Origin of the sequence: Actinacidiphila acididurans, assembly GCF_016918855.1 — a bacterium.
Lineage (GTDB): Bacteria > Actinomycetota > Actinomycetes > Streptomycetales > Streptomycetaceae > Actinacidiphila > Actinacidiphila acididurans.
Genome location: NZ_JADKYB010000002.1, coordinates 143341 through 162551, shown reverse-complemented (window position 1 = coordinate 162551; position 19211 = coordinate 143341). Strand labels below are relative to the sequence as shown.

12 protein-coding genes are annotated in these 19211 nt (G+C 72.2%); 7 read left to right on the top strand and 5 right to left on the bottom strand.

The window, feature by feature from the left end; all coding sequences use genetic code 11:
* Positions 1-4 precede the first annotated feature (4 nt).
* From ITX44_RS03830 to ITX44_RS03820, 3 genes are all read right to left on the bottom strand, one after another.
* Entirely contained in the window at positions 5-1996 is a 1992-nt protein-coding gene (locus ITX44_RS03830; protein WP_307795086.1) for a carbohydrate-binding module family 20 domain-containing protein, read from the bottom strand.
* Positions 1997-2663: 667 nt separating this feature from the next.
* On the bottom strand, positions 2664-3659 hold the full coding sequence (locus ITX44_RS03825) for an alpha/beta hydrolase (RefSeq protein ID WP_205355544.1): 996 nt from the start codon (positions 3657-3659) through the stop codon (positions 2664-2666).
* 111 nt (positions 3660-3770) lie between these two features.
* On the bottom strand, positions 3771-7004 hold the full coding sequence (locus ITX44_RS03820) for an AfsR/SARP family transcriptional regulator (protein ID WP_307795085.1): 3234 nt from the start codon (positions 7002-7004) through the stop codon (positions 3771-3773).
* 300 nt (positions 7005-7304) lie between these two features.
* Here ITX44_RS03820 and ITX44_RS03815 point away from each other — a divergent pair, with 300 nt between their 5' ends.
* Positions 7305-8549: a hypothetical protein gene (locus ITX44_RS03815; RefSeq protein WP_205355543.1), complete on the top strand. Its 1245-nt coding sequence runs from the start codon at positions 7305-7307 to the stop codon at positions 8547-8549.
* On the top strand, positions 8546-9100 hold the full coding sequence (locus tag ITX44_RS03810; protein ID WP_205355542.1) for a hypothetical protein: 555 nt from the start codon (positions 8546-8548) through the stop codon (positions 9098-9100). The genes ITX44_RS03815 and ITX44_RS03810 overlap by 4 nt, the downstream gene beginning before the upstream one ends.
* A 207-nt stretch (positions 9101-9307) precedes the next feature.
* Here the strand turns inward: ITX44_RS03810 and ITX44_RS03805 are convergent, their stop codons facing one another.
* Together ITX44_RS03805 and ITX44_RS03800 are read right to left on the bottom strand one after the other, a co-directional pair.
* A complete protein-coding gene (locus tag ITX44_RS03805; protein WP_307795084.1) occupies positions 9308-11473 on the bottom strand; it encodes an ATP-binding protein in 2166 nt (721 codons plus the stop codon).
* 261 nt (positions 11474-11734) lie between these two features.
* Positions 11735-13543 (bottom strand): glutamate--tRNA ligase, encoded by a 1809-nt coding sequence (locus ITX44_RS03800; protein WP_307795083.1) that lies wholly within the window; start codon positions 13541-13543, stop codon positions 11735-11737.
* A 469-nt stretch (positions 13544-14012) separates the two neighbouring features.
* On the opposite strand from ITX44_RS03800, the gene ITX44_RS03795 reads away from it, so the two are divergent.
* From ITX44_RS03795 to ITX44_RS03775, 5 genes are all read left to right on the top strand, one after another.
* Positions 14013-15260, top strand: coding sequence for an MFS transporter (locus ITX44_RS03795; RefSeq protein WP_205355539.1), 1248 nt, complete (start codon positions 14013-14015; stop codon positions 15258-15260).
* Positions 15223-16140 (top strand): TIGR03619 family F420-dependent LLM class oxidoreductase, encoded by a 918-nt coding sequence (locus tag ITX44_RS03790; protein WP_205355538.1) that lies wholly within the window; start codon positions 15223-15225, stop codon positions 16138-16140. Before ITX44_RS03795 ends, ITX44_RS03790 begins: the two co-directional genes overlap by 38 nt.
* A gap of 78 nt (positions 16141-16218) precedes the next feature.
* A complete protein-coding gene (locus ITX44_RS03785; RefSeq protein ID WP_205355537.1) occupies positions 16219-17178 on the top strand; it encodes a LysR family transcriptional regulator in 960 nt (319 codons plus the stop codon).
* 207 nt (positions 17179-17385) lie between these two features.
* Positions 17386-18309 (top strand): DMT family transporter, encoded by a 924-nt coding sequence (locus ITX44_RS03780; protein ID WP_205355536.1) that lies wholly within the window; start codon positions 17386-17388, stop codon positions 18307-18309.
* A gap of 228 nt (positions 18310-18537) precedes the next feature.
* Complete coding sequence (locus ITX44_RS03775) at positions 18538-19128, top strand: LuxR C-terminal-related transcriptional regulator (RefSeq protein ID WP_307795082.1); 591 nt, start codon at positions 18538-18540, stop codon at positions 19126-19128.
* Positions 19129-19211 lie beyond the last annotated feature (83 nt).

The following is a 19211-nucleotide window of genomic DNA, read 5'->3' as shown; positions in this document are numbered from 1 at the left end:
GGAGTTATTTCCAGGTGTCGTTGAGGGTCACCGGGCCGGAGGCGGGGATGGTGAAGGTGCGGTTGCTGCCGGACTCCCAGGTGACCGTCCCGGCGGCGTCCTTGAGGATGTACTTGTACTCGAAGGACGTGTTCGCCGGGATGTTCAGCGTGGCGGTCCAGGTCGGGTAGGCGGTCGGGGAGAGTTTGATCGCGGCGTCGGTGGACCAGTTGGCGAGGGCAGGGATCGAGCCGGTGAGGTAGACGTTCTGGCCCGGCACGGTGGTCTTCGTCTCGTCGAAGGTGACGGTGACCTGGCCGGTGGAGCCCCAGGTGTCGTTGAGGGTGCCGTCGGTGGAGCCGGTACGGGCGGTGTGGTTGGCGCCGGACTCCCACGTGACGGTCCCGGCCGCGTCCTTGACGATGTACTTGTACTCGAACGAGGTGTTGGCGGGCAGTGCGACGGTCGCGCGCCACACCGGGTAGCTGGCCGAGGACAGCGCGATCGCGGCGTCGGTGGACCAGTTGCCCAGTGCCGGAATCGAGCCGGTGAGGTAGACGTTCTGGCCCGGCACGGTGGTCTTGGTCTCGTTGAAGGTCTCGTTGACCGTGCCCGACGGCGGCGGGCTGGTCGGGCAGTCGGTGGTGCAGGGGGCGGTGCGGGCGTAGAGGGCCACGGAGTCGCCGGGGTTCACGGTGACGGTGGCCTTTCCGGCGGCGTCGACGGTGACCGTGGGGCCGCCGCAGGTGCCGGAGGAGCTGATGTCGCCGTGGATGATGTCGCAGTACGTGCCCGCGGCCAGCCCGGTGCTGAAGGTCTGGGTGACGGCGGCGCCGCTGTTGTTGAGCGCGATCCAGGCGGTGCTGCCGCGGGAGAAGGCGATGGCGTTGTTGCCGTTGTCCCACCAGTTGGCGACGGACTGGCCGGCGGCGGCGTTGTGCCAGTCGACCATGTTCGCGATGCCACGTACCCGGTCGGTGCACACCCAGGCGCCGGAGCCGCAGTCGGTGCGCGTCACGAAGCCGGAGGAGTCGGCCGGGGGTGAGTCGTCCCGGTTCGCGAAGGCGAAGCCGGAGTACACCGACGGCGTGCCGTAGCCCCGGGCCAGCATGAACTCGGTGGCCAGCGTGTACTGCGAGCCGTTCTTGTAGCTGAGCGTCGAGCCGTCGCGCTCGGTGTCGTGGTTGGTGACCATGGCACCTTCCTTGGCGCTGGGCTCCAGGCCGGAGGACCCGAAGGTCTTCAGGCCCGCGATGTTGCCCTGGAACTGGCTCTTGAGCGTGTCGGCGTAGTCGAAGCCGATGACGCTGCCGTTGGCCTCGAAGGCGCTGGGCGCGAGGTTGCCGCCGCTGCCGGGGAAGACCTCCTGCAGGATGTACGGGCGCTGGCCCCACAGGGTGGTGTTCAGACGGGACTCGATGTTCGCGAAGTCGTTCTGGTTGATGTGCTTGGCGGCGTCGACGCGGAATCCGTCGACGCCGTAGCCGATGAGCTTGTTGAGGTAGGCCGCTTCCTTGGTCCGTACGTCGTCCGACTCGGAGTACAGGTCCTCGAGATTGGAGAGGTCGCACTCCTGGACCTGGGTCTGGTTGTTCCAGTCGTTGATCGCCATGCCGGAGTTCGGGCAGTTGGCCGGGTACTGGTGGAAGTCCGCGGAGCTGTACGGCACCTGGCTGTACGACTGCGCGCCGGTGGAGAAGGTGTCCCCGCCGTACGAGTCGGTGCTCGACTGGTCCGCGCCGGCCATGTGGTTGAGCACCACGTCGGAGTAGACCTTGACCCCTGCCGTGTGACAGGCGGTCACCATGTCCTTGAACTGGGCCTCGGTGCCCATACGGCTGTTGAGGTCGTAGCCGACCGGCTGGTACACGTCCCACCAGGCGTGCGGTGCCCCGCCGATACGGATCGAGTCCTCGGGCGGGGCGACCTGGACGGCGCCGTACCCCTTCGGGCCGAGCACATCCGTGCACTCCTGGGCCACGGAAGGCCAGTTCCACTCGAAGAGGTTGGCGATCACGTCGCCACCGTTCGGGCTGCTGGCGTGCGCCGCGGATTGCAAGGACAGCGGCAGCAGGGCGCCTGCCGCGAGGGCCGACGCGAGCAGGAGCCCTCCGGGCAGGAGGCGGCGGCTCCCTCGGCCGCGGGGTGTTCCGGGGTGACGCTGTTCGACCGCATCGGCGCTGCGCGGCCGTAGGACTGGGCTCATGACTGAGTACCCCCTGTAGGCGTTTGGTCGAATCGCCACATCGCGCACCCGCGCGCCTCGGGTGACGACCGGCAAGCTGCGCCTTGTGCGGGCGGGCAGAGCCGGTGCGGTGGGCGAGACGACCATCGCCGTGGGGGGAGGCGGCGTCAATACCGCCTGCGCAAGCTGTTGCAGAAAATTGCGGGATGGGTTTGCCGAAACAGATACGGCACCGACTTGAACTTCGCAGGTACTACGCAACCTGACGGCTCACTCTGGGAAACGGTGCAGGTTGAGGGGGGCGTGCGCTGGGAGTGAATGCGGAGGTACGCGTGCCAGGGACGTGTATGATCACCAGGGCCGAGGTCACCAAGTCCTCACGTTCGCCCCGGAGTTGTCACGATGCGCCACGTCCGCACCGGCCTCGCTGCCGTCGCCATTGCCGTCGGCCTTCTCATCGGCGTTGCCGCCACCCAGGCCGAGGCCGCTCAGCCGCCGATCATGCACTGGTCGGCCCCCCTGAGCGCCAAGTAGCGGCACCCGAAGGGCCCGGCCGGCCGGCCCAGCCGGGCCTACCCCACTGATCCGCGCACCGCCTCCCCGAGCCGATGCGCTGGGTGAGGAAGAGCGCCGCCCGGTCCAGGGCCTCGTCCGCCTCGTCCAAGAGGCCGGCGAAGGACTGGAAGACGTGGGGCACGTCCGCGGTGACGTCAAGGATCACGTCTACCCCGACAGCCCTGGCACGCGCGGCGAGCCGCGTGGAGTCGTCGAGCAGGATCTCATTCGTGCCGACCTGGATCAGGGTCGGGGGGAAGCCGGTCAGATCGGCGAGGACGGCCGGGCTGAGCAGGGGCTGATTCGGGTCCGCTCCTGCGAGATACATCGCTCCGGTGTGTTCGACGGACGCGCGGGTGAAGATCGGGTCGATGCCTTCCTTGGTGTCGATGCTGGCGCCGGTGCGGGTGGCGTCCAGGCCCGGGGAGAACGCCACGATGGCGGCGGGCAGCGGGAGGCCCGCGTCGCGGGCGGCGAGGCAGGTGGTGACGGTGAGCCCGCCGCCGGCGGAGTCCCCGGCGAAGGCGATGGCCGCCGGGTCCTCGCCGCTGTCGAGGAGGGCGCGGTAGGCACTCAGGGTGTCGTCGATCGCGGCCGGGAACGGGTGCTCGGGGGCGAGCCGGTAGTCCGTCGAGTACGCCGTGAAGCCGGTCCTGGTCACCAGATGAGCCGTCAGCGACAGGGCGGTCTCGGGGGAGCCGACGACCCAGCCACCGCCGTGGAAGTACAGGATCGTCCCGGCCCGCGGGCGGCTGTCCGGCTCGACATGGAGCGCGGGCCGGTCGCCGAGCGTGGTGCGCGTGGTGCGGATGCCGTCGGGCACGGCCATCCCGGCCATCAGCGCCTCGAAGCCGGTTCGCAGCGCCTCGATCGACCGGGGGCCGTCGGGCTGCGGCTGCCGCATCATCGCATCGATCCGGGCGCGCTGTTCCTTGCTCATGGGTGCACTCCTCCGAAGTAGCTTCCAGTGCACTATATGCCATGGCATCTACATGGAGACGTGACCACCCGTCGCAGCTCGGCCCGCACAGCCCGGCCGGTGCGGCTCAACTCAGCACTCCGCGAGCTGTCGGCCCACCCTTTCCACGTCTTCCTGCACTCCCAGCGAGCGGTAGAGGAGAAGGGCACGCTGGGCGTACTGCTTGGCGGCGGCGGGGCCCGTCGTGCGGAGGAGGATCTGGGAAATTCCGTCGAGGGCGTGTGCCATGCCGAGGGGGATTTCGATTTCCTCGGCGAGCCGCAGGGCTTCGTGAAGGGTGGCCAGCGCGGCGGTCGGCTGCCCGGATATCCACTGGGTCGTGCCGATGCCGAGCAACGCGCTCTGCTGCTCGTAAGGATTGGCGACGGCACGGGCCAATTCCTCGGCCATCGTGAAGTGGTGCATCGCCTCGGAATGGCGGCCGGTTTCCCGGTAGGTGGTGCCCATGCTGAGGAGAGTGTTGGCCTCGGAGCGCAGGTCGTGAGCCGCACGGTAGCTGTTGAGCGCCGTACGGAATTGAGCGAGTGCTTCGTCGGTCCGGCCCGTGGCACGGCAGAGGTTTCCCAGGTTGGTGTGGACATGGGCGAGTAGCTGGCGGTCGCCGGTGCGGCGGGCGAGTGCCAGCGATCGCTCGAGGTAATCCTGCGCCCGCTCGTAGTTCTTCTCCAGCAGATCCAGCTCACCCGTATTCATCAATGCGGTGGCCTGCCAGTAGAGATCCTCCAGGCTCTGCGCAATCTCCAGCATCACGCCGAACCGCCGCCGGGCCTCCGCCAATTCACCGGCGAAGTGCAGCAACACAGCCTGCACGTTGAGGGTCTTCACCTCTCCGTGGCGGTGCCCGATCAGCCGGTAAAGGGCCAGCGCCTCGTCGAGGTGGGCCAGGGAAGCGGACCTGCGACTGGCCGACAACTCGGCGCGCCCGACCTCGACCAGGGCGTCAGCCTGGCCACGTACGTCCGCGAGGTCGCAAAAGAGGGCCAGCGCCTCGCGGGCGCAGCGCAGTGCCTCCTCGTGGTCCTCGTGGCACAGGAATTCGGCGCGTTCCACCAGGGTCAGGGCCAAGGCGCTGCTGTCGTGGCCCGCGCGCAGCGCCGCAAGGGCCGTGCTCTGCAGTTCCAGGGCGGCGGCGTGAGCGCCCCAGCGCTTGAACGACGGAGCCAGTACGTGCGGAAACAGCGCCGCATGCTCCGGCGAGGTCACCGCCGCCTCGTGAGCCGCGGCCAGCAGATTCGCGCGCTCCACGTCGAGCCAGGCCGACGCCTCGGCGGCGTCCGCGAAGGCAGGGGAAAAGGCAGGGGAATCCGCCGGGCCGCCCGGGAAGGGAACCCCCTCGGGCTCCCACCGCCCCGCCCCGATCTCGATCCTGCGCCGCTCGGCATGGGCGAGGCGGTCGGCCCGGTCCGCGGCGGTCAGATAATGCGTCAGCAGCCGGCGTACGGCGGACTGCCGTGCCGCCTGCGGCTCCTCGGCGCCGGCACTGACCCGCACGGCGAAGGCCCGTACGAGAGCGTGGAATCGGTACCGGCCCGCGAGCGGCTCCTCCAGCAGATGCGTGTCCAGGAGCTCTTCGATGCCGCGCCGGGCCTGGGCGGTGCCGAAGCCGGTGAGTACGGTGACGGCTTGCAGGGTGAGGTCGGGTCCCGGGTGGAGGGCCAGGCGGCGGAACAGGAACCTTTCCGCGGGGCCGAGTTGGCTGTAGGAGAGCTGGAACGCGGTGGCGATTCCCGGCTCCAGGTCCAGTTCCTCCAGGACGTCGGCGGCCTGCGTCAAGCGGTCGATCAGGACGTCCTGGTCCCAGGAGTCCCGGTGGCGGAAGCGGTGCGCGGTGATCTGCACCGCCAGCGGCAGGTGGCCGCAGATGTCCACCACGCGGTCCAGGGCCGCCGCGTCGGAGACCCGCGCCGCGGTGACGATACGGGTGAACAGCGCGGCCGCCTCCGACCCGGACATCACCTCCAGCTCGACCGATCCCGCGCCGCCCAGGTGGGCGAGCCGGTGGCGGCTGGTGACGAAGACCCGGCAGGTGGCGGAGCCGGGGAGCAGCGGGCGGACCTGCTCGGCGTCGTGGGCGTCGTCGAGGACCAGCAGGGCCCGCCGGTCGGACAGCCAGTCGCGCCATTGGGCGGCGAGTGCGTCATGGCTCTGGGCGGTGGCGGCGGCGTCGGTTGCCACCGGCTGGCCGGCCTGGTTCAGGAGGGCCGCGAGCGCTTCGCCGGGCTCGCACGGCGGTTGCTCGCGGTGGGCCCGCAGGTCGACGTAGAAGACGCCGTCCGGGTAGTCGTCGCGCAGCCGGTGCGCGGCATGGATGACCAGCGTGCTCTTGCCGACGCCCGGCATTCCGTGGACCACGGTGACCGGCAGGGCGGTGCTGTCCGGCTCGGGCCGGGCCAGCAGGTCCCGCAGTTCGTCGTCGCGGCCGGTGAAGTCCCTGTTGTCGCGCGGCAGGAAGTTGCGCGGCCCGGTCCGGACAGCGGGCGCGGGCGGCGACCAGGGGCCGGCCGGCGGCCACGCGCCGGCGCCGGCCCCCGGCCCGGTCACGGGCAGGTCGAGCGCGGGGTCCTGGGCGAGCACCAGTTGGTGCAGCCGGCTGAGTTCGGGGCCGGGATCCAGCCCGAGTTCCTCGTCCAGGTGCCGCCGGGTGCTCTGGTAGAGCGCCAGGGACTGGCTGTGCCGGCCGGCCCGGTAGAGCGCCAGCATCAGATCGGCGACCGTGCTCTGCGCGAGGGGGTCTTCGTCGACCAGCGCGCGCAGTTCACCGATGAGGTCGGCGTGACGGCCGAGCCCCAGTTCGTAGCGGATCCGTTCGTTCCGGGTGCTGCGCAGGTCCTCGCGCAGGCGCTCGCGCAGCGCGTCGAACCACTCGCCGGAGAATTCCGCCAGCGGCTCCGCACGCCACAGGGCCTCCGCCGCCCGGAGCAGGTCGACGGCCTGTTCCGGATCTCCCTGCCGCGCGGCGGTGCGGGCCTGGTCCCGCAGCCGCCGGAAGCGCAGCAGGTCGACGGCTTCCGGGGCGACGGACAGCCGGTACGTCCGGGTGGTGGGGCGCTCCAGCCGCATCTGGTCCCCGACCGTGTTCTTCAGGTGCTTGCGCAGCCTGGACAGATAGCTGTGCAGCGTCGCGACGGCGCTGCGGGGTGGTGCTCCCGCCCAGATCCGGTCCGCCAGGGTCTGCACGGAGACGGATTCACCGGCGGAGGCCGCCAGGGCGGCGAGGACACCACGCTCCTTCGGTGTGCCCAGTTTCCAGGCACGGCCCTGATACCAGATTTCGAGCGGCCCTAAGATCCGTAATTCCACCAGCACCCCCAGCTGGTCGGCCCTGGCGCTCCCACGTCTTCGCGCCTCCCGGTACGGACCTATGGCCAGGCGCTTGCGTAGCGCGCAAATTCTCTCCTTACGGATCCCTCGTTCGCCGACCGCGGGCAAGGGCGCACGGAAGCAAAGGGGCGCATATGCATATGCAGCAAAGCGCGGTGAACGACCTCATGCCGGGTGCAAGTTTTCTGCAAGCCTTCCGTCTGCGGCCCCGGGCACATGCCGTACGAGAGGGTGCGCCCGACTCGGAAACGGGCGCCATGACGGAAAATGTTCGGGGGGAATCCAATGAGTGTGGCAGACGCCGCTTGGCGTCACGTTCCGGTACGGCTGGATGTGGAACGCTGGGCAACTCGGCAGGTACGCAGGAAAGTCCTGGCCGTCGTGCACACGGTGGTCTCCGGAAGGCGAGTTATGGAAGCCGTCCGGCTGCTCGAGGGTGATCTTCGGGTACAAGTGGTCTTCACGGCGGCACCGGATGTGTTCAGCCACGGAGTGGCCGAATTCCTGGACGGTCTCGGGGGCGTCGTGCTGCCGTGGCAGCAGGCGGTGGAGATCGAATTCGACCTGGCCATCGCCGCCGCCCACGGCGACATCCATGAACTGCACGCGCCGGTCATCGTGCTCCCGCACGGCGCGGGTCACAACAAATTGCTCCCAGACGGCCGGCGCGGGCTCGCCGCGACGCGGGAGGTCTACGGTCTGAACCGGCAATGGCTGGTACGCGATGGCGTCGTGGTCCCCGACACCATCGTGCTGTCCCACAAGGAGGACCTCGCCCGCCTGGCCCGGGAATGCCCGGAAGCCCTTCCCGCGGCCCGGGTGATCGGCGATCCCGCCTACGACCGCATGATGGCCAGCCTGCCGGGCCGCGCGCTGTACCGCGCGGCGCTCGGGGTCGGCCCGCGGCAGCGGCTGGTCGTGGTGATCTCGACCTGGGGTCCGCGGTCGCTGCTGGGGCAGACGCCGGACGTGCTGGAAAAGCTGATGGCCGAACTGCCCCGGGACGAGTACCGCGTCGCCGCGATGCTGCACCCGCACGTCTGGAACGCGCACGGCGAATGGCAGGTCCGGGCCTGGCTGGCCGATCTGTGCCGGGCCGGCCTGCTGCTGGTGAGCCAGCACGCGGACGAGCTGGGACCGCTGGTGGCCGCGGACTACGTGGTCTGCGACCACGGCTCCATGGCGCTCTACGGTGCCGCGTCCGGCGCGCCCGTGCTCATGGGCAGCTATCCGGCGGCGGACGTGTCCCCGGACTCGCCCGTGGCCGAACTGAGTTCGTTCGCCCTTCGGCTGAACTGCGAACGCCCCATCCGCAAGCAGCTCGACCGCAGCTCCGCCGGCTACGACGCCGAGCGGTACGGGCGCGTGGCGGCCCGGATCACCTCGGAGCCCGGCCGCTTCACTCGCCGCATGCGGGCGTTGCTCTACCGCAAGCTCCGCCTGCGGCCCCCGGTCGCCGGCTGGGTCACGGAACCGGCCCGGTTGCCGTTCACGGTGGGGCCGGACCGCTCCGGCGACGTCGTGGCATGACGGCCGTGCTGCTCTTCCCCGACGATCCCGGTCAACCCCGGGCCCTGGCCGTTCTCGGCGGCCCGGGCCCGGCCGGAACCGGGCCGGCCCCGACCGTCGTACAGGTGGTGCGCGCGGACACGGGAGCGGTGACCGTCGACCGTCACCTGCGCGTCGAGGCCGATGCCGACGCCCCGGACCCGTGGCGCGTCGTGGCCGACGTGCTGGTCACCCGCGGCGGCCCGCAGCAGGTGACCGAGCTGGCCCGCCACCACCCGGGCGCCCTGGTGGTGGCGGCCCACGACGGACCCGACTGCTGGCTGCTGCTGGGCAGTCCCCGGGACTCCCGAGTACGTGCCTGCTGGCGGCGACCCGACCCCGGCACGGCGGCCGGTACGGATCCGCCCTGGCCGGTGTGGGCGTCCCTGGTCCACTCCTGGCTGGTGGCAGGCATCCCGGCGGAAACCGTTCGCACGTCGTCGGCCCTTCTGCTCGGGCCGACCGGCAGCGCCGAGACGGCGGTACGGGAGGAGGTGGGGGTGATGCAGGAGGCGTGGCAGGGCCACTGGTAGGGGCACGGATGTCCTGCGGCGGCCGGGGTGTCGGGCCGACCCGGGACGCCGGAATGGCTCGCCGGAGGGAATCCCGGCGCCGCAGGCAAGCGGCGGCACAACCGGTAGGGGCACGGCACATGGTGCGGCGGCCGGGGCACGGGGACGGCCGCCGCACCGGAACGGCTCGTCGGAAGGGGATTCGGCGCCCCAGGCCGAGCGGGACCGCTACCCCGCCGTACCCTCCTCCCCGTCCAGCCGCGCCTGTACGTTCTCCGCCCGCGTCGTGAGGCCCAGCCCTTCGTACAGGGCGATGGCCTCCTCGTACCGGTCGCGGGCGGGGCCCGGTTGGCCTCGGCTTTCCAGCAACTCGGCCAGGACCTCAAGGGTCTGGGCCGTTTCGAAGTCGGAGACGCCGTGGAGGGCGGACAGGGCGGAGAGCAGGCGGGGCTCGGCGGTGTCGGGGTGGGCGAGGGCGAGGTGGGCGGTGGCGGACACGCGGGCGGCGCGGGCGGCGTTGTACGGGTCGCGTTCAGCGGTGAGCGTGCGGTGGGCGGCCTCGGCGTCGGCGGTGGCCGCCTCGTAGCGGCCTTCGGCGAGGGCGACTTCCGCGAGGTTGAAGCGGGCCAGGCCGCCGGCTCGTACGTCGCCGCAGCGCGGCAGTTCGGCGGCCGCCTGCTCGAACAGCGCGGCGGCTTCCCGGAGTTGGCCGAGGCCCTGGTGGGCGAGGCCACGGTAGTTGAGGGTGCGGGCGAAGCCGAGGCCGTCTCCCTGGGCCTCGAAGAGACGGGCCGCACGTTCGAACGACTCCAGGGCGCGGGCATGCTGGCCGGTGTCGAGCTCGCCCAGGCCGCCCGAGGTGAGCATCCGGCATTCGGCCGCGGTGTCGGAGAGTTCGCGTGCCGCGGCCGCGCCTTCCTCGTGGGCGGCGCGCCACTCCTCGTAGTGCTTGCGGCGGACGAAGAGCGACCACATGGCGTCGGCGAGCTGCCAGGTGACGGCCGGATGCCCGGACCGCCGGGCGTGCCGGAGCACCCGCATCAGGCTGGGCAGTTCCCGCTCCAGCCAGGCCAGGGCCGCCTCGCTCCCGTCGTCCCCGAAGGCCGTCACCACGACGGGCCCGGCACCGTGATCCCGCGGCAGGGAGCGGTGGTGCGGGTCGAGGATCTCCTCGGCGCAGGTCGCGGTGGCGAGGTAGTGGTCGAGGACGCGGCGCTCGGCGGCGGTCCGCTCCGCCGGGTCCTCGTCGGTCTCCGCCTTCGATGCGGCGTGCAGCCGTACGAGGTCGTGGAAGCGGTAGTGCTCGTCCCCGGTGTCGGTGAGGAGATTGGCGTCGTGCAGGAGTTCGAGCAGGCGCGGCGGTTCGGCCCGCGCGCGGTCGGCGTCGCCGAGGACGGCCGCCGCCACGTCGGCGGTGAAGTCCGGCCCGGGGTGGAGGGCGAGTAATCGGTAGAGGCGGGCCGCGTCCTGCGGCAGTCCGCCGTACGCGAGGTCGAGCGTGGCCCGTACTCCGTGGTCTCCGTCGATGGCCAGCGCCCCCAAGCGGCTGTGCTCGTCGGACAGTTCGCGCACCATCGCGTTGATCCCGCGGCCCGGTCGCGCCGCGAGGCGGGCGCCCGCGACACGCACCGCGAGCGGAAGGCCCTCGCACAGTTCCACCAGCGCCCGCGCGTCGGTGGGCTGGGCGCGCACCCGGTCGTCGGCCAGGGTCATCGCCAGCAGCTCCACCGCCGCGTCGGTGCCCAGCGGTTCGAGGTGGAGCAGGTAGCCGCCGTCCATGGCCAGACCGGGCAGGCGCCAGCGGCTGGTGGCGACCACGACGCTGGGCCCGCCGGGCACCAACGGCCGTACCTGGGCGGCGGTCACCGCGTCGTCGAGCAGGACCACCAGGCGCCGGGTGGCGGTCAGCGACCGGTACAAACCCGTCCGCTCGTCCGCCGCTTGGGGAATCCGGTCGGCCGGCACGCCCAGCGCGCGCAGGAAACGGCCGATGACCTCGAACGGGCTGACCGGCGCGCCGTCCTGTGGCTGGGCGCCGAGGTCCGCGTACAACTGCCCGTCGGGGAAGTCGTCCCGCAACCCGTGCAGCCAGGACAGTGCCAGTACGGTCTTCCCGACCCCGCCGATGCCGCTCACCGCCGCGAGGGTCGGATGTCCGAGGCCGGCCGCCCCGCGCCGGAAGTCCTCCAGCGCTGCCAGTTCGAGCGTACGGTCGGCGAGGCGCCCCACCGGGGGCAGTTGCCAGGGCCTGTGCTCGAAAGGCACGACGGGCACGACCGGCACGACGGGCACGAACGCCGAGGCGGACTCGGCGGACCCGGTCGGACCGGCGGGCGCGGCGGTGATGTGGATCCCGCCGTACACCGTCCCGGCCTGCACGCTCGGCCCGGTCACACTCCCGCTGAGCTCATTGCGGACGTCCTGCCGGCCGCCGCCCGGTGCCTCGTCCCCCGAAGATCCCGCGCTCGCATTCAGAACACGCACCCCCCGCATGTCTACAGACATTGTGCGGTCGGCGCCTCGCTTTCAAACGGCTGCCGGGCGTCGATGACCTGATCGTGCGGCCCTGGCCGAGAAACCGGCGTCATCACGGTCACCGCCGTCGTCCCGGAGATCGCCCTGATCCCGTGGATCGCCGCGGCGCCGGGAGCCCGCTCACTCCCCCAGCACCAGCCGCCTGCGCACCTCCGCCTCCCCCAGCGCGTGCGCCACCGTGAACAGGTCGGGGCTCCGGGAGGAGCCGGTGAGGCAGACGCGGACGACGTTGGCGACGTGGCGGGGCGGGCCGGCGTAGGCGGCGGGGGTGCGGCGCCAGGTGGGGGTGTCCGGGGCGAAGCCGTGGCGGAGTGCCAGGTCGCGCAGTTGGGCCAGCCAGGCGGCCGGGTCGTCCTCGTGGCGGTAGTGGTGGGCGAAGTCGGCCGCGACGCGTCGGGTGAGGTCCGCGGGGAGCGGGCCGAAGCGCTCGTCGCCGGGGGCCGGGGCGGGGCCGAGGAAGCGGGGGAAGAAGAAGCCGTACTTCTCCCGGAAGTCCGACCACCGCGCCAGGTCCTTGCGGGCCGGGCCGCCGCCTCGGTCCTGGGCCACCGCCACCGCCCGCCGGGCCAGTTCCGGATCCTCCCGCAGCGCCGCGTGCAGCTCCTCGTCGTACTCCGCCGCCCACCGCGTGAGCTGCCCGAGCAGTTCCCCGGTCGCCAGGCCCGCGATGAACTCCCGGCTGATCGACTGGAGTTTGGGCAGGTCGAGCAGGGGGCCGGTGGGCCGCATCTCCTCGATCCGCACCTGCGCGGCCAGCACCAGCGCCGTCGGGCCGTCCATCAGACGGGCGTTGGCCAGGCCCCGCAGGTAGTGCTGTACGGCGGCCGGCGGATAGCCCGCGCTCAGGTAGTAACCCACCGACGCCTCGGGGTCCTTGCGTTTGCTGAGCTTGCGCCGGCTGCTGCCCTCCGCCTTCATCAGCGGCGCCAGGTGGGCGTACTGCGGCGGCTCGAAGCCCAGGGCCCGGTGGAGCTGGAGGTGCAGCGGCGTGGACGGCAGCCATTCCTCGCCCCGCACCACGAGCGTCACCCGCATCAGGTGGTCGTCGACGACATGGGACAAGTGGTAGGTGGGCAGCGGCCGCACCAGCTCCGAGGACTTCAGCAGCACCACGTCGTTGCCGTTGTCCTGCATCACCATCGACCCGCGGATCCGGTCCTGGAACCGTATCCGGCCCGGGAATTCGTCCGGGCACCGGAAGCGGATCACGTACGGTTCACCGGCCCCGGCCCGCGCCGCGGCCGTCCCGGGGTCGAGGACGCGGCAGGGCGCCCACTTCCCGTAGTAGCCCAGCGGCGACCGGGAGGCCCGCTGCTCCTCGGCGTGCCGGGCCAGCGCGTCCTTGCCGCAGAAGCAGGGGTAGGCCAGGCCACGGCGCACCAGGTCCGCGATGTAGCTGAGGTAGACCGTCCGGCGCCGCGACTGGAGGTACGGGCCCCACCGCCCGTCCGCCGGATCCGTGGCCTCGCCGTCCGCCACGGAATCCCCGGCCGCCAACTCCGTACCAGCGCCTGCCGGTTCCGTACCGCCGCCCGCCGGTTCCGTACCGCCGTCCCCCAACTCCGCGCCCCCTTCGTCCGGTCCCAGCCCGAACGCCTCCAGCAGGTGGACGAAGGACTGCGCCGCGCCCTCCACCAGCCGTGCCTGGTCCGTGTCCTCGACGCGCAACAGGTGGACGCCGTCGGACTGGTGGGCCAGCGCCCGGGAGACCGCGGCGGTGTACAGGCCGCCGATGTGCAGCTTGCCGGTGGGGCTGGGCGCGAAGCGGGTGACCTCGGCGCCCGGGGGGAGGTGGCGCGGCGGGTACCGCCGTTCCCAGTCGCTGGGACGGGGCAGGTCCGGCGGGAACAGCGCGGCGTCGAGGGCCGGGCCGGAAGGACCGGAGAAGGTCGGCTGCGCGGAAAGGTCTGACACGGTGCGGTCGGACACGGTGGGCTCCTTCCGGGTCGGTCCCACGGTAGGCGGCGCCGAACCGGAAACCGGGCCCGCGGGCGGCGAGGCTGCGGAACCCCGAACCCTTTTCTGCGCTTTTCGGCGGGTCCCATGGCGGGCCGGCGACTCCCGCCGCACCATGCGGAACAGGCCGGGAACCCACTGCTCACAGCCCTCCGCGCGGGAGAGACGGGGCAGCGGGTGGCGCCCGGTACGGCATCGCCCGGCCCGGACTCGCGGAGGATCTCCCTGTGGTGACCACCCATCGGCTTCGGTACGTTCCCCCGAAGCCGCTCTGCGACGCGGAGTCGGCCGGAGAGTTCGCCGGCGCCCCACCGTGCGCGTACCGCGTGCCGGTGCCCCGCGTCCGCCGGCCCGCAACGGCCGCGCCCGCGACCGACCCTGCGACCGACACCCGCGGCCACGGCGACGGCCGGACCAGCCCCAGATCACCCCGGAGAGTGCGATGCCCGTGACGGGTGCCCCGCGCGGCGTCCCCCTGCTCGGATTCGGCGCGTTCGCCATGGGCATGGACGCCTACGTCATGACCGGGCTGCTCGCCGGGATCGGCCGGGACCTCGGCGTCTCGCTCCCCCGGGCCGGGCAGTGCGTGACCGTGTTCACCCTCTGCTACGCCGTTTCCGCGCCGCTGCTGTCCGCCGCGCTGGCCCGGCTGAGCACCCGTACGGTCCTGGTCACCGCGCTGCTGGTGTTCACCGCCGCGAACGCCGCGGCCGCGCTGGCCGGCAGCTACCCGGTGCTGCTGGTCTCGCGCGCGGTCGCCGGGGTCGGCGCGGGCCTGTACAGCCCCACGGCCGCGACCGCCGCGGCCGCGCTGGCCGGCGAGGACAAGCGGGGCCGGGCGCTGGCGGTGGTGCTCGGCGGGATGAGCGGCGGCACGGTCCTGGGGGTGCCGCTGGGCCTGCTGCTGGCCACCGATCACGGCTGGCGGGCCTCGATGTGGCTGGTGACGGCGCTGGGGGCGGTGGCCTGCGCGGGGGTGGCGGCCCGGCTGCCGCGGGTACGGCCCGGCGCCGCGCCGACGCTGCGGGCCCGGCTGTCCGGGCTGGCCCGGCCCGGGATCGCGGCGGTCGTGGTGGTGACGTTCCTCCAGGGCGTCGCGAGCCTGGGTTCGTATACGTATCTTCAGCCGATTCTCGCCGCCGGCGGGCACACCGGGAACCCGACGCCGTACCTGTGGGTGTGGGGCATCGGCGGGGTCTGCGGCAGCCTGCTGTCCGGTGTGGTGGCCGACCGGCTGGGGCGGCCCGCGGTGCTGTCCGGGGTGCTGCTGGGGCTGCTCGGGCTGGCGCTGGCGGTGCTGCCCGGCTGCGGCGCGCTGCCCGGCCTGGTGCTGCTGCCGCTGGCGGTGTGGGGCGCGACGGGCTGGGGGTTCGTCGTGCCGCAGCAGCACCGGCTGATCCGGGCCGACGCACAGGGCGGCGCGGCGGTCGCGCTGAACAGTTCCGCCACCTACCTGGGCAGTTCGGTGGGCGCCGCGCTCGGCGGCGCGGCACTGGCCGCCGGGCTCGGCGCGGGCCGGCTGCCGCTGCTCGCCGCGCTGGTGGCCCTCGCCGGTCTGCTTCTCAACCTTGTCTCCATGCGGCTGCCGGCGTCCCCGGCCGCCGCCGGCCCGAACCCCGCCGACCCGGCGGCACCACCGAAGGGAACCCACTGTGAAACTCGGCGTGAATCTCCCGAATTACGGCCCTGAGGCGTCACCGGACGCCATGGTCGAGTGGGTGCGCAGGATCGAGAAGGCGGGCTTCCACTACGCGATGGTCAGCGACCATGTGGCGCTGACGCCGGACGTCAACCACCTGTTCCCCGCGCCCTTCTACGACCCGTTCACCACGCTGGCCTACCTCGCGGGAGCCACCGAGCGGATCGGGCTGGGCATCACGGTCGCGATCCTGCCGTACCGGCATCCGGTGCACACCGCGCGGATGGCGGCCAACATCGACCGGTTCAGCAACGGGCGGCTGGTCTTCGGGGCGGCGGCGGGCTGGGCGGCCCGGGAGTTCGCCGTGCTGGACGTGCCCTACCGCAAGCGCGGCGCCATCAGCGACGAGTACCTGGCGGCGATCAAGGCGTGCTGGGCCGACGAGGTGGCCTCGTTCGACGGGGCGCACGTCTCCTTCCGCCAGGTGCACACCGGGCCGCTGCCGGTGCAGCGCCCGGGGCCGCCGGTGTGGGTCGGCGGGCACAGCCTGGGCGCGCTGCGCCGGGCGGTGCGGTACGGCGACGCCTGGCATCCGACGTCGGTGCCCGGCGACTGGCTGCTGGGCATCGGGGTGCCGGCCCTGCGGCAGACCGCCGAGGAGGAGGGCCTGCCCTGTCCGGCGGTGAACCCGCGGATCAAACTCCGGGTGACCCGGCGGCCGTTGGGGCCGGGGCGGCTGCTCGGTGAGGGGACCGTCGAGCAGATCCGGGACGATCTGGGCATGCTGTACGAGATGGGCGCGCAGGACGTCATCCTCGATCCGACCTTCCCGGGCGAGCAGCGGGCGAAGGGGCGCACCGAGGCTGACTTGGAGGTTCTTGAAATGTTCGTGAACGAAGTCGTGGATGTCGACAGCGGTCGCCTATTGTGAACATCTGATGACCGGGAGCAATCGGGCTCCTGGCGCGGCGGCGGGTCGGGGGACGGCCGGCCGGAGGAGGCGGGTGCCATGGGAGAACTGGACCTGCGGAAGCTGCGGGTGTTACGCGAACTGAGCGAGCGGGGCACGGTGGGCGCGGCAGCACAGGCTCTCCACCTGACGCCGCAGGCCGTGTCCCAGCAGATCAGCGCACTCGGCAAGGAGCTGGGCGTCCAGCTCACCGAGCCGGCCGGGCGCAGACTCCGGCTGACCGCCGCGGCCCGTATCGTCCTGCGCCATACCGACGCCGTCTTCTCGCAGGTCGAGCAGATGCACGCGGCGCTCGCCGCGTACCAGAGCGGCGAGGCGGGCCAGGTGGCGGTCGCGGGCTTCTCCACCACGCTGTCGGCGCTGATCCTGCCGGCCGTGGCGCGGCTGCGGAAGGACCGGCCGGGGCTGCGCACGGTCCTGGCCGAGGCCGATCCGCCGGAGAGCTTCGCGATGCTGCACCGCGGGGACACCGACGTGGTGATCTCCGCGGACACCATGCGGGAGGCGGGCGCCGAGGCCTCGCGGTACCACCGGGTGACCTTGTGCGAGGACCCCTTCGACGTCGCCCTGCCGGCCGGTCACCGGCTGGCCGACCGGGGCGACCTGCGGCTGTCGGACCTGGCCGGGGAGACCTGGATCTTCGCCACGACCGGGCTGTGCCATGACATCGGTGTCGCGGCCTGTGCCGCCGCGGGGTTCACCCCGCTGGCCTCGCACGCCATCGGGGACTGGGACGCGACGCTGGCCGCGGTGCGGTTCGGGCTCGGGGTCTCCCTGGTGCCGCGGCTGGCCAAGCCGGCGCCGCGGCCCGACGTGACGATCCGGGCGTTCTCCGGCGCCGCGCCGAGCCGGTTCGTGTTCGCCGCGGTGCGCGAGGGGAGCCAGGAGTCCCCGGAGATCGCCGCGGTGCTCGACGCCCTGCGCGAGGTGGCGACGGGCGCGGTGGCGGACACGGGGGCGGGTCCCGGAGTGCCGGACACGGTCACGTCGGCCCGGTGACGGCGGGGCGGTGACCTCGGCAGGGTGATCCCGGCCCGGTGACGGCGGAATCCGGCCGCCCGATCCGCAAGTGAATGTGGACGGTACCGTCCACGGGTTATTGATGGACCCGGGCAACGGTGCAATGCGACGCTTGGACACGGTAATTCATCATGGCGGCTGGCTCGCCATTTTCCTTGACGCCCTTGGCCGGAGGACGGCATTCCCATGTCCAAAGCGACGTATGCGCGGCTGGCCGCGCTGAGCCTCATCTGGGGTTCGGTATTCCTGTGGATCAAAAAGTCCGGCTACGGATTTTCGCCGGTCCAAATGGTGCTGATCCGGCTGGCGATGGGGGCGCTCGTCATTGTGGCGATCGGGTACGCCCGGGGGCTGCGGCTGCCCAAGGGGGCCGCGACCTGGGGGCACCTGAGTGTGGCCGCGCTGCTGGGCAACGCCGTCCCGTGGACGCTGTACGCGGAGGGCGAGCGGCACGGATCCAGCAGCGTCGCCGCCGTCGTGAACGGCAGCGCGCCGATCTGGACGCTGGCGGCGGCGCTGCTGCTGGGCCAGGAGAAGCGGGTCACCGGCACCAAGGCGGCAGGTGTGCTGCTCGGGCTCGGCGGCACCGCGCTGATCGCCTCGCCGTGGAGCAGCGGCGAGTCCGGTGACGGCACCAGCCTGCTGTGTTTCGTGCTCGGCTCGATCAGTTTCGGCTCGAGCTTCGCGTACATGGGCAAGTTCCTGGTCAAGCGGGGCATCCCGCCGCTGATGCTGGCCGGCGGGCAGTTGAGCGTGGCGACCGGGATGATGGTCGTCGCCCTTCCGTTCCTGGGCCTGCAGAGCGTGACCTGGCGCACCGACTCGGTGCTGTCGGTCATCGTGCTGGGCGTGCTGTGCACGGGCGTCGCGGCCCTGCTCAACTTCGAACTGATCATCAAGGACGGTGCGACCGTGGCGTCCACCGTGACCTACCTGATGACCGCGGTGGCCGTCGTCCTCGGCGCGGTGGTGCTGAACGAGCCGCTCAACTGGACCGTGTGGGTGGGTGCGGTCGCGGTGCTCGCCGCCACCGGCCTGCTGCGCCGCAAGCCCAAGCCCGCGCCGAGCGCCGCGCCGGCCGCACAGGTGAGCAGCGTGGCGGCCAAATAGCGGGCCGGACATCGGTACTTCGGTGATCGACGGCGAACCCGGCCGGCCGGACGGACGATGACGACGCCCGGCCGGCGGGATTTCGCCTGTTCCACAGGTTCCATACGTTCACATGTGCACCCGGCTGCTCTCCCGCGGCCGGGTACACGAGCGCGTCCTCGATGCACGTGTCCGAGCAGACGTCGCAACTCGCTGTCCGTCGAGGCGAGTTCCTTACAAGGGGTATCAGTGGCTTACGTGGTGGAGATCGCATTCCGTGGAAGTGCGACCGAGCGGCTCAGATTCGGCGAGGCGCACCGCTCCTACTGGAAGAGAATGGCCGAGCAGGGGTTCCTGCTGGGCGGCGGCCCGTGGCGCGACGGAACCGGGGAACTGCTGCTCTGTGACGCCGGCGACCGGGGCTCGGTGCTGAAGGTGCTGTACGCCGATCCGTACACGCAGTCGCACGTCATCGGCGACATCCGGGTACGGGAGTGGGACGCGGTGATGGGGCATGTGCTGCTCGCCGGCCTGGAGCGCGCCGGGTCCGGCGCCGGGTCGTTCGAGCTGATCCGGGGCGGGGCGACCGCGCCGCTGCCGGGCCGGCGCGGCCCGCAGCCGGCGCGGCGGACGGCGGCCCAGGAGGAGCTGACCGCGCACGAGGTCCGCATCGCCTCGATGATGCTCGACGGCATGACCAACAAGCAGATCGCGGACGCCTTCACCGTCTCGACCCGCGCCGTCGAACTGCACATCACCCGCATCTATCGCAAGCTCGACATCCGCCGCCGCGCGCAGCTCGCCGCGGCCATGGGCCGGGCACCCGTCGCCATCGCCTGAGTGCGGTGCCGCGTCGCCCGGCCGAGCCCGGCCGAGCCCGTCCGAGCCCGTCCGGCCCGTCCGGCCCGTCCGTAATCGTCGAT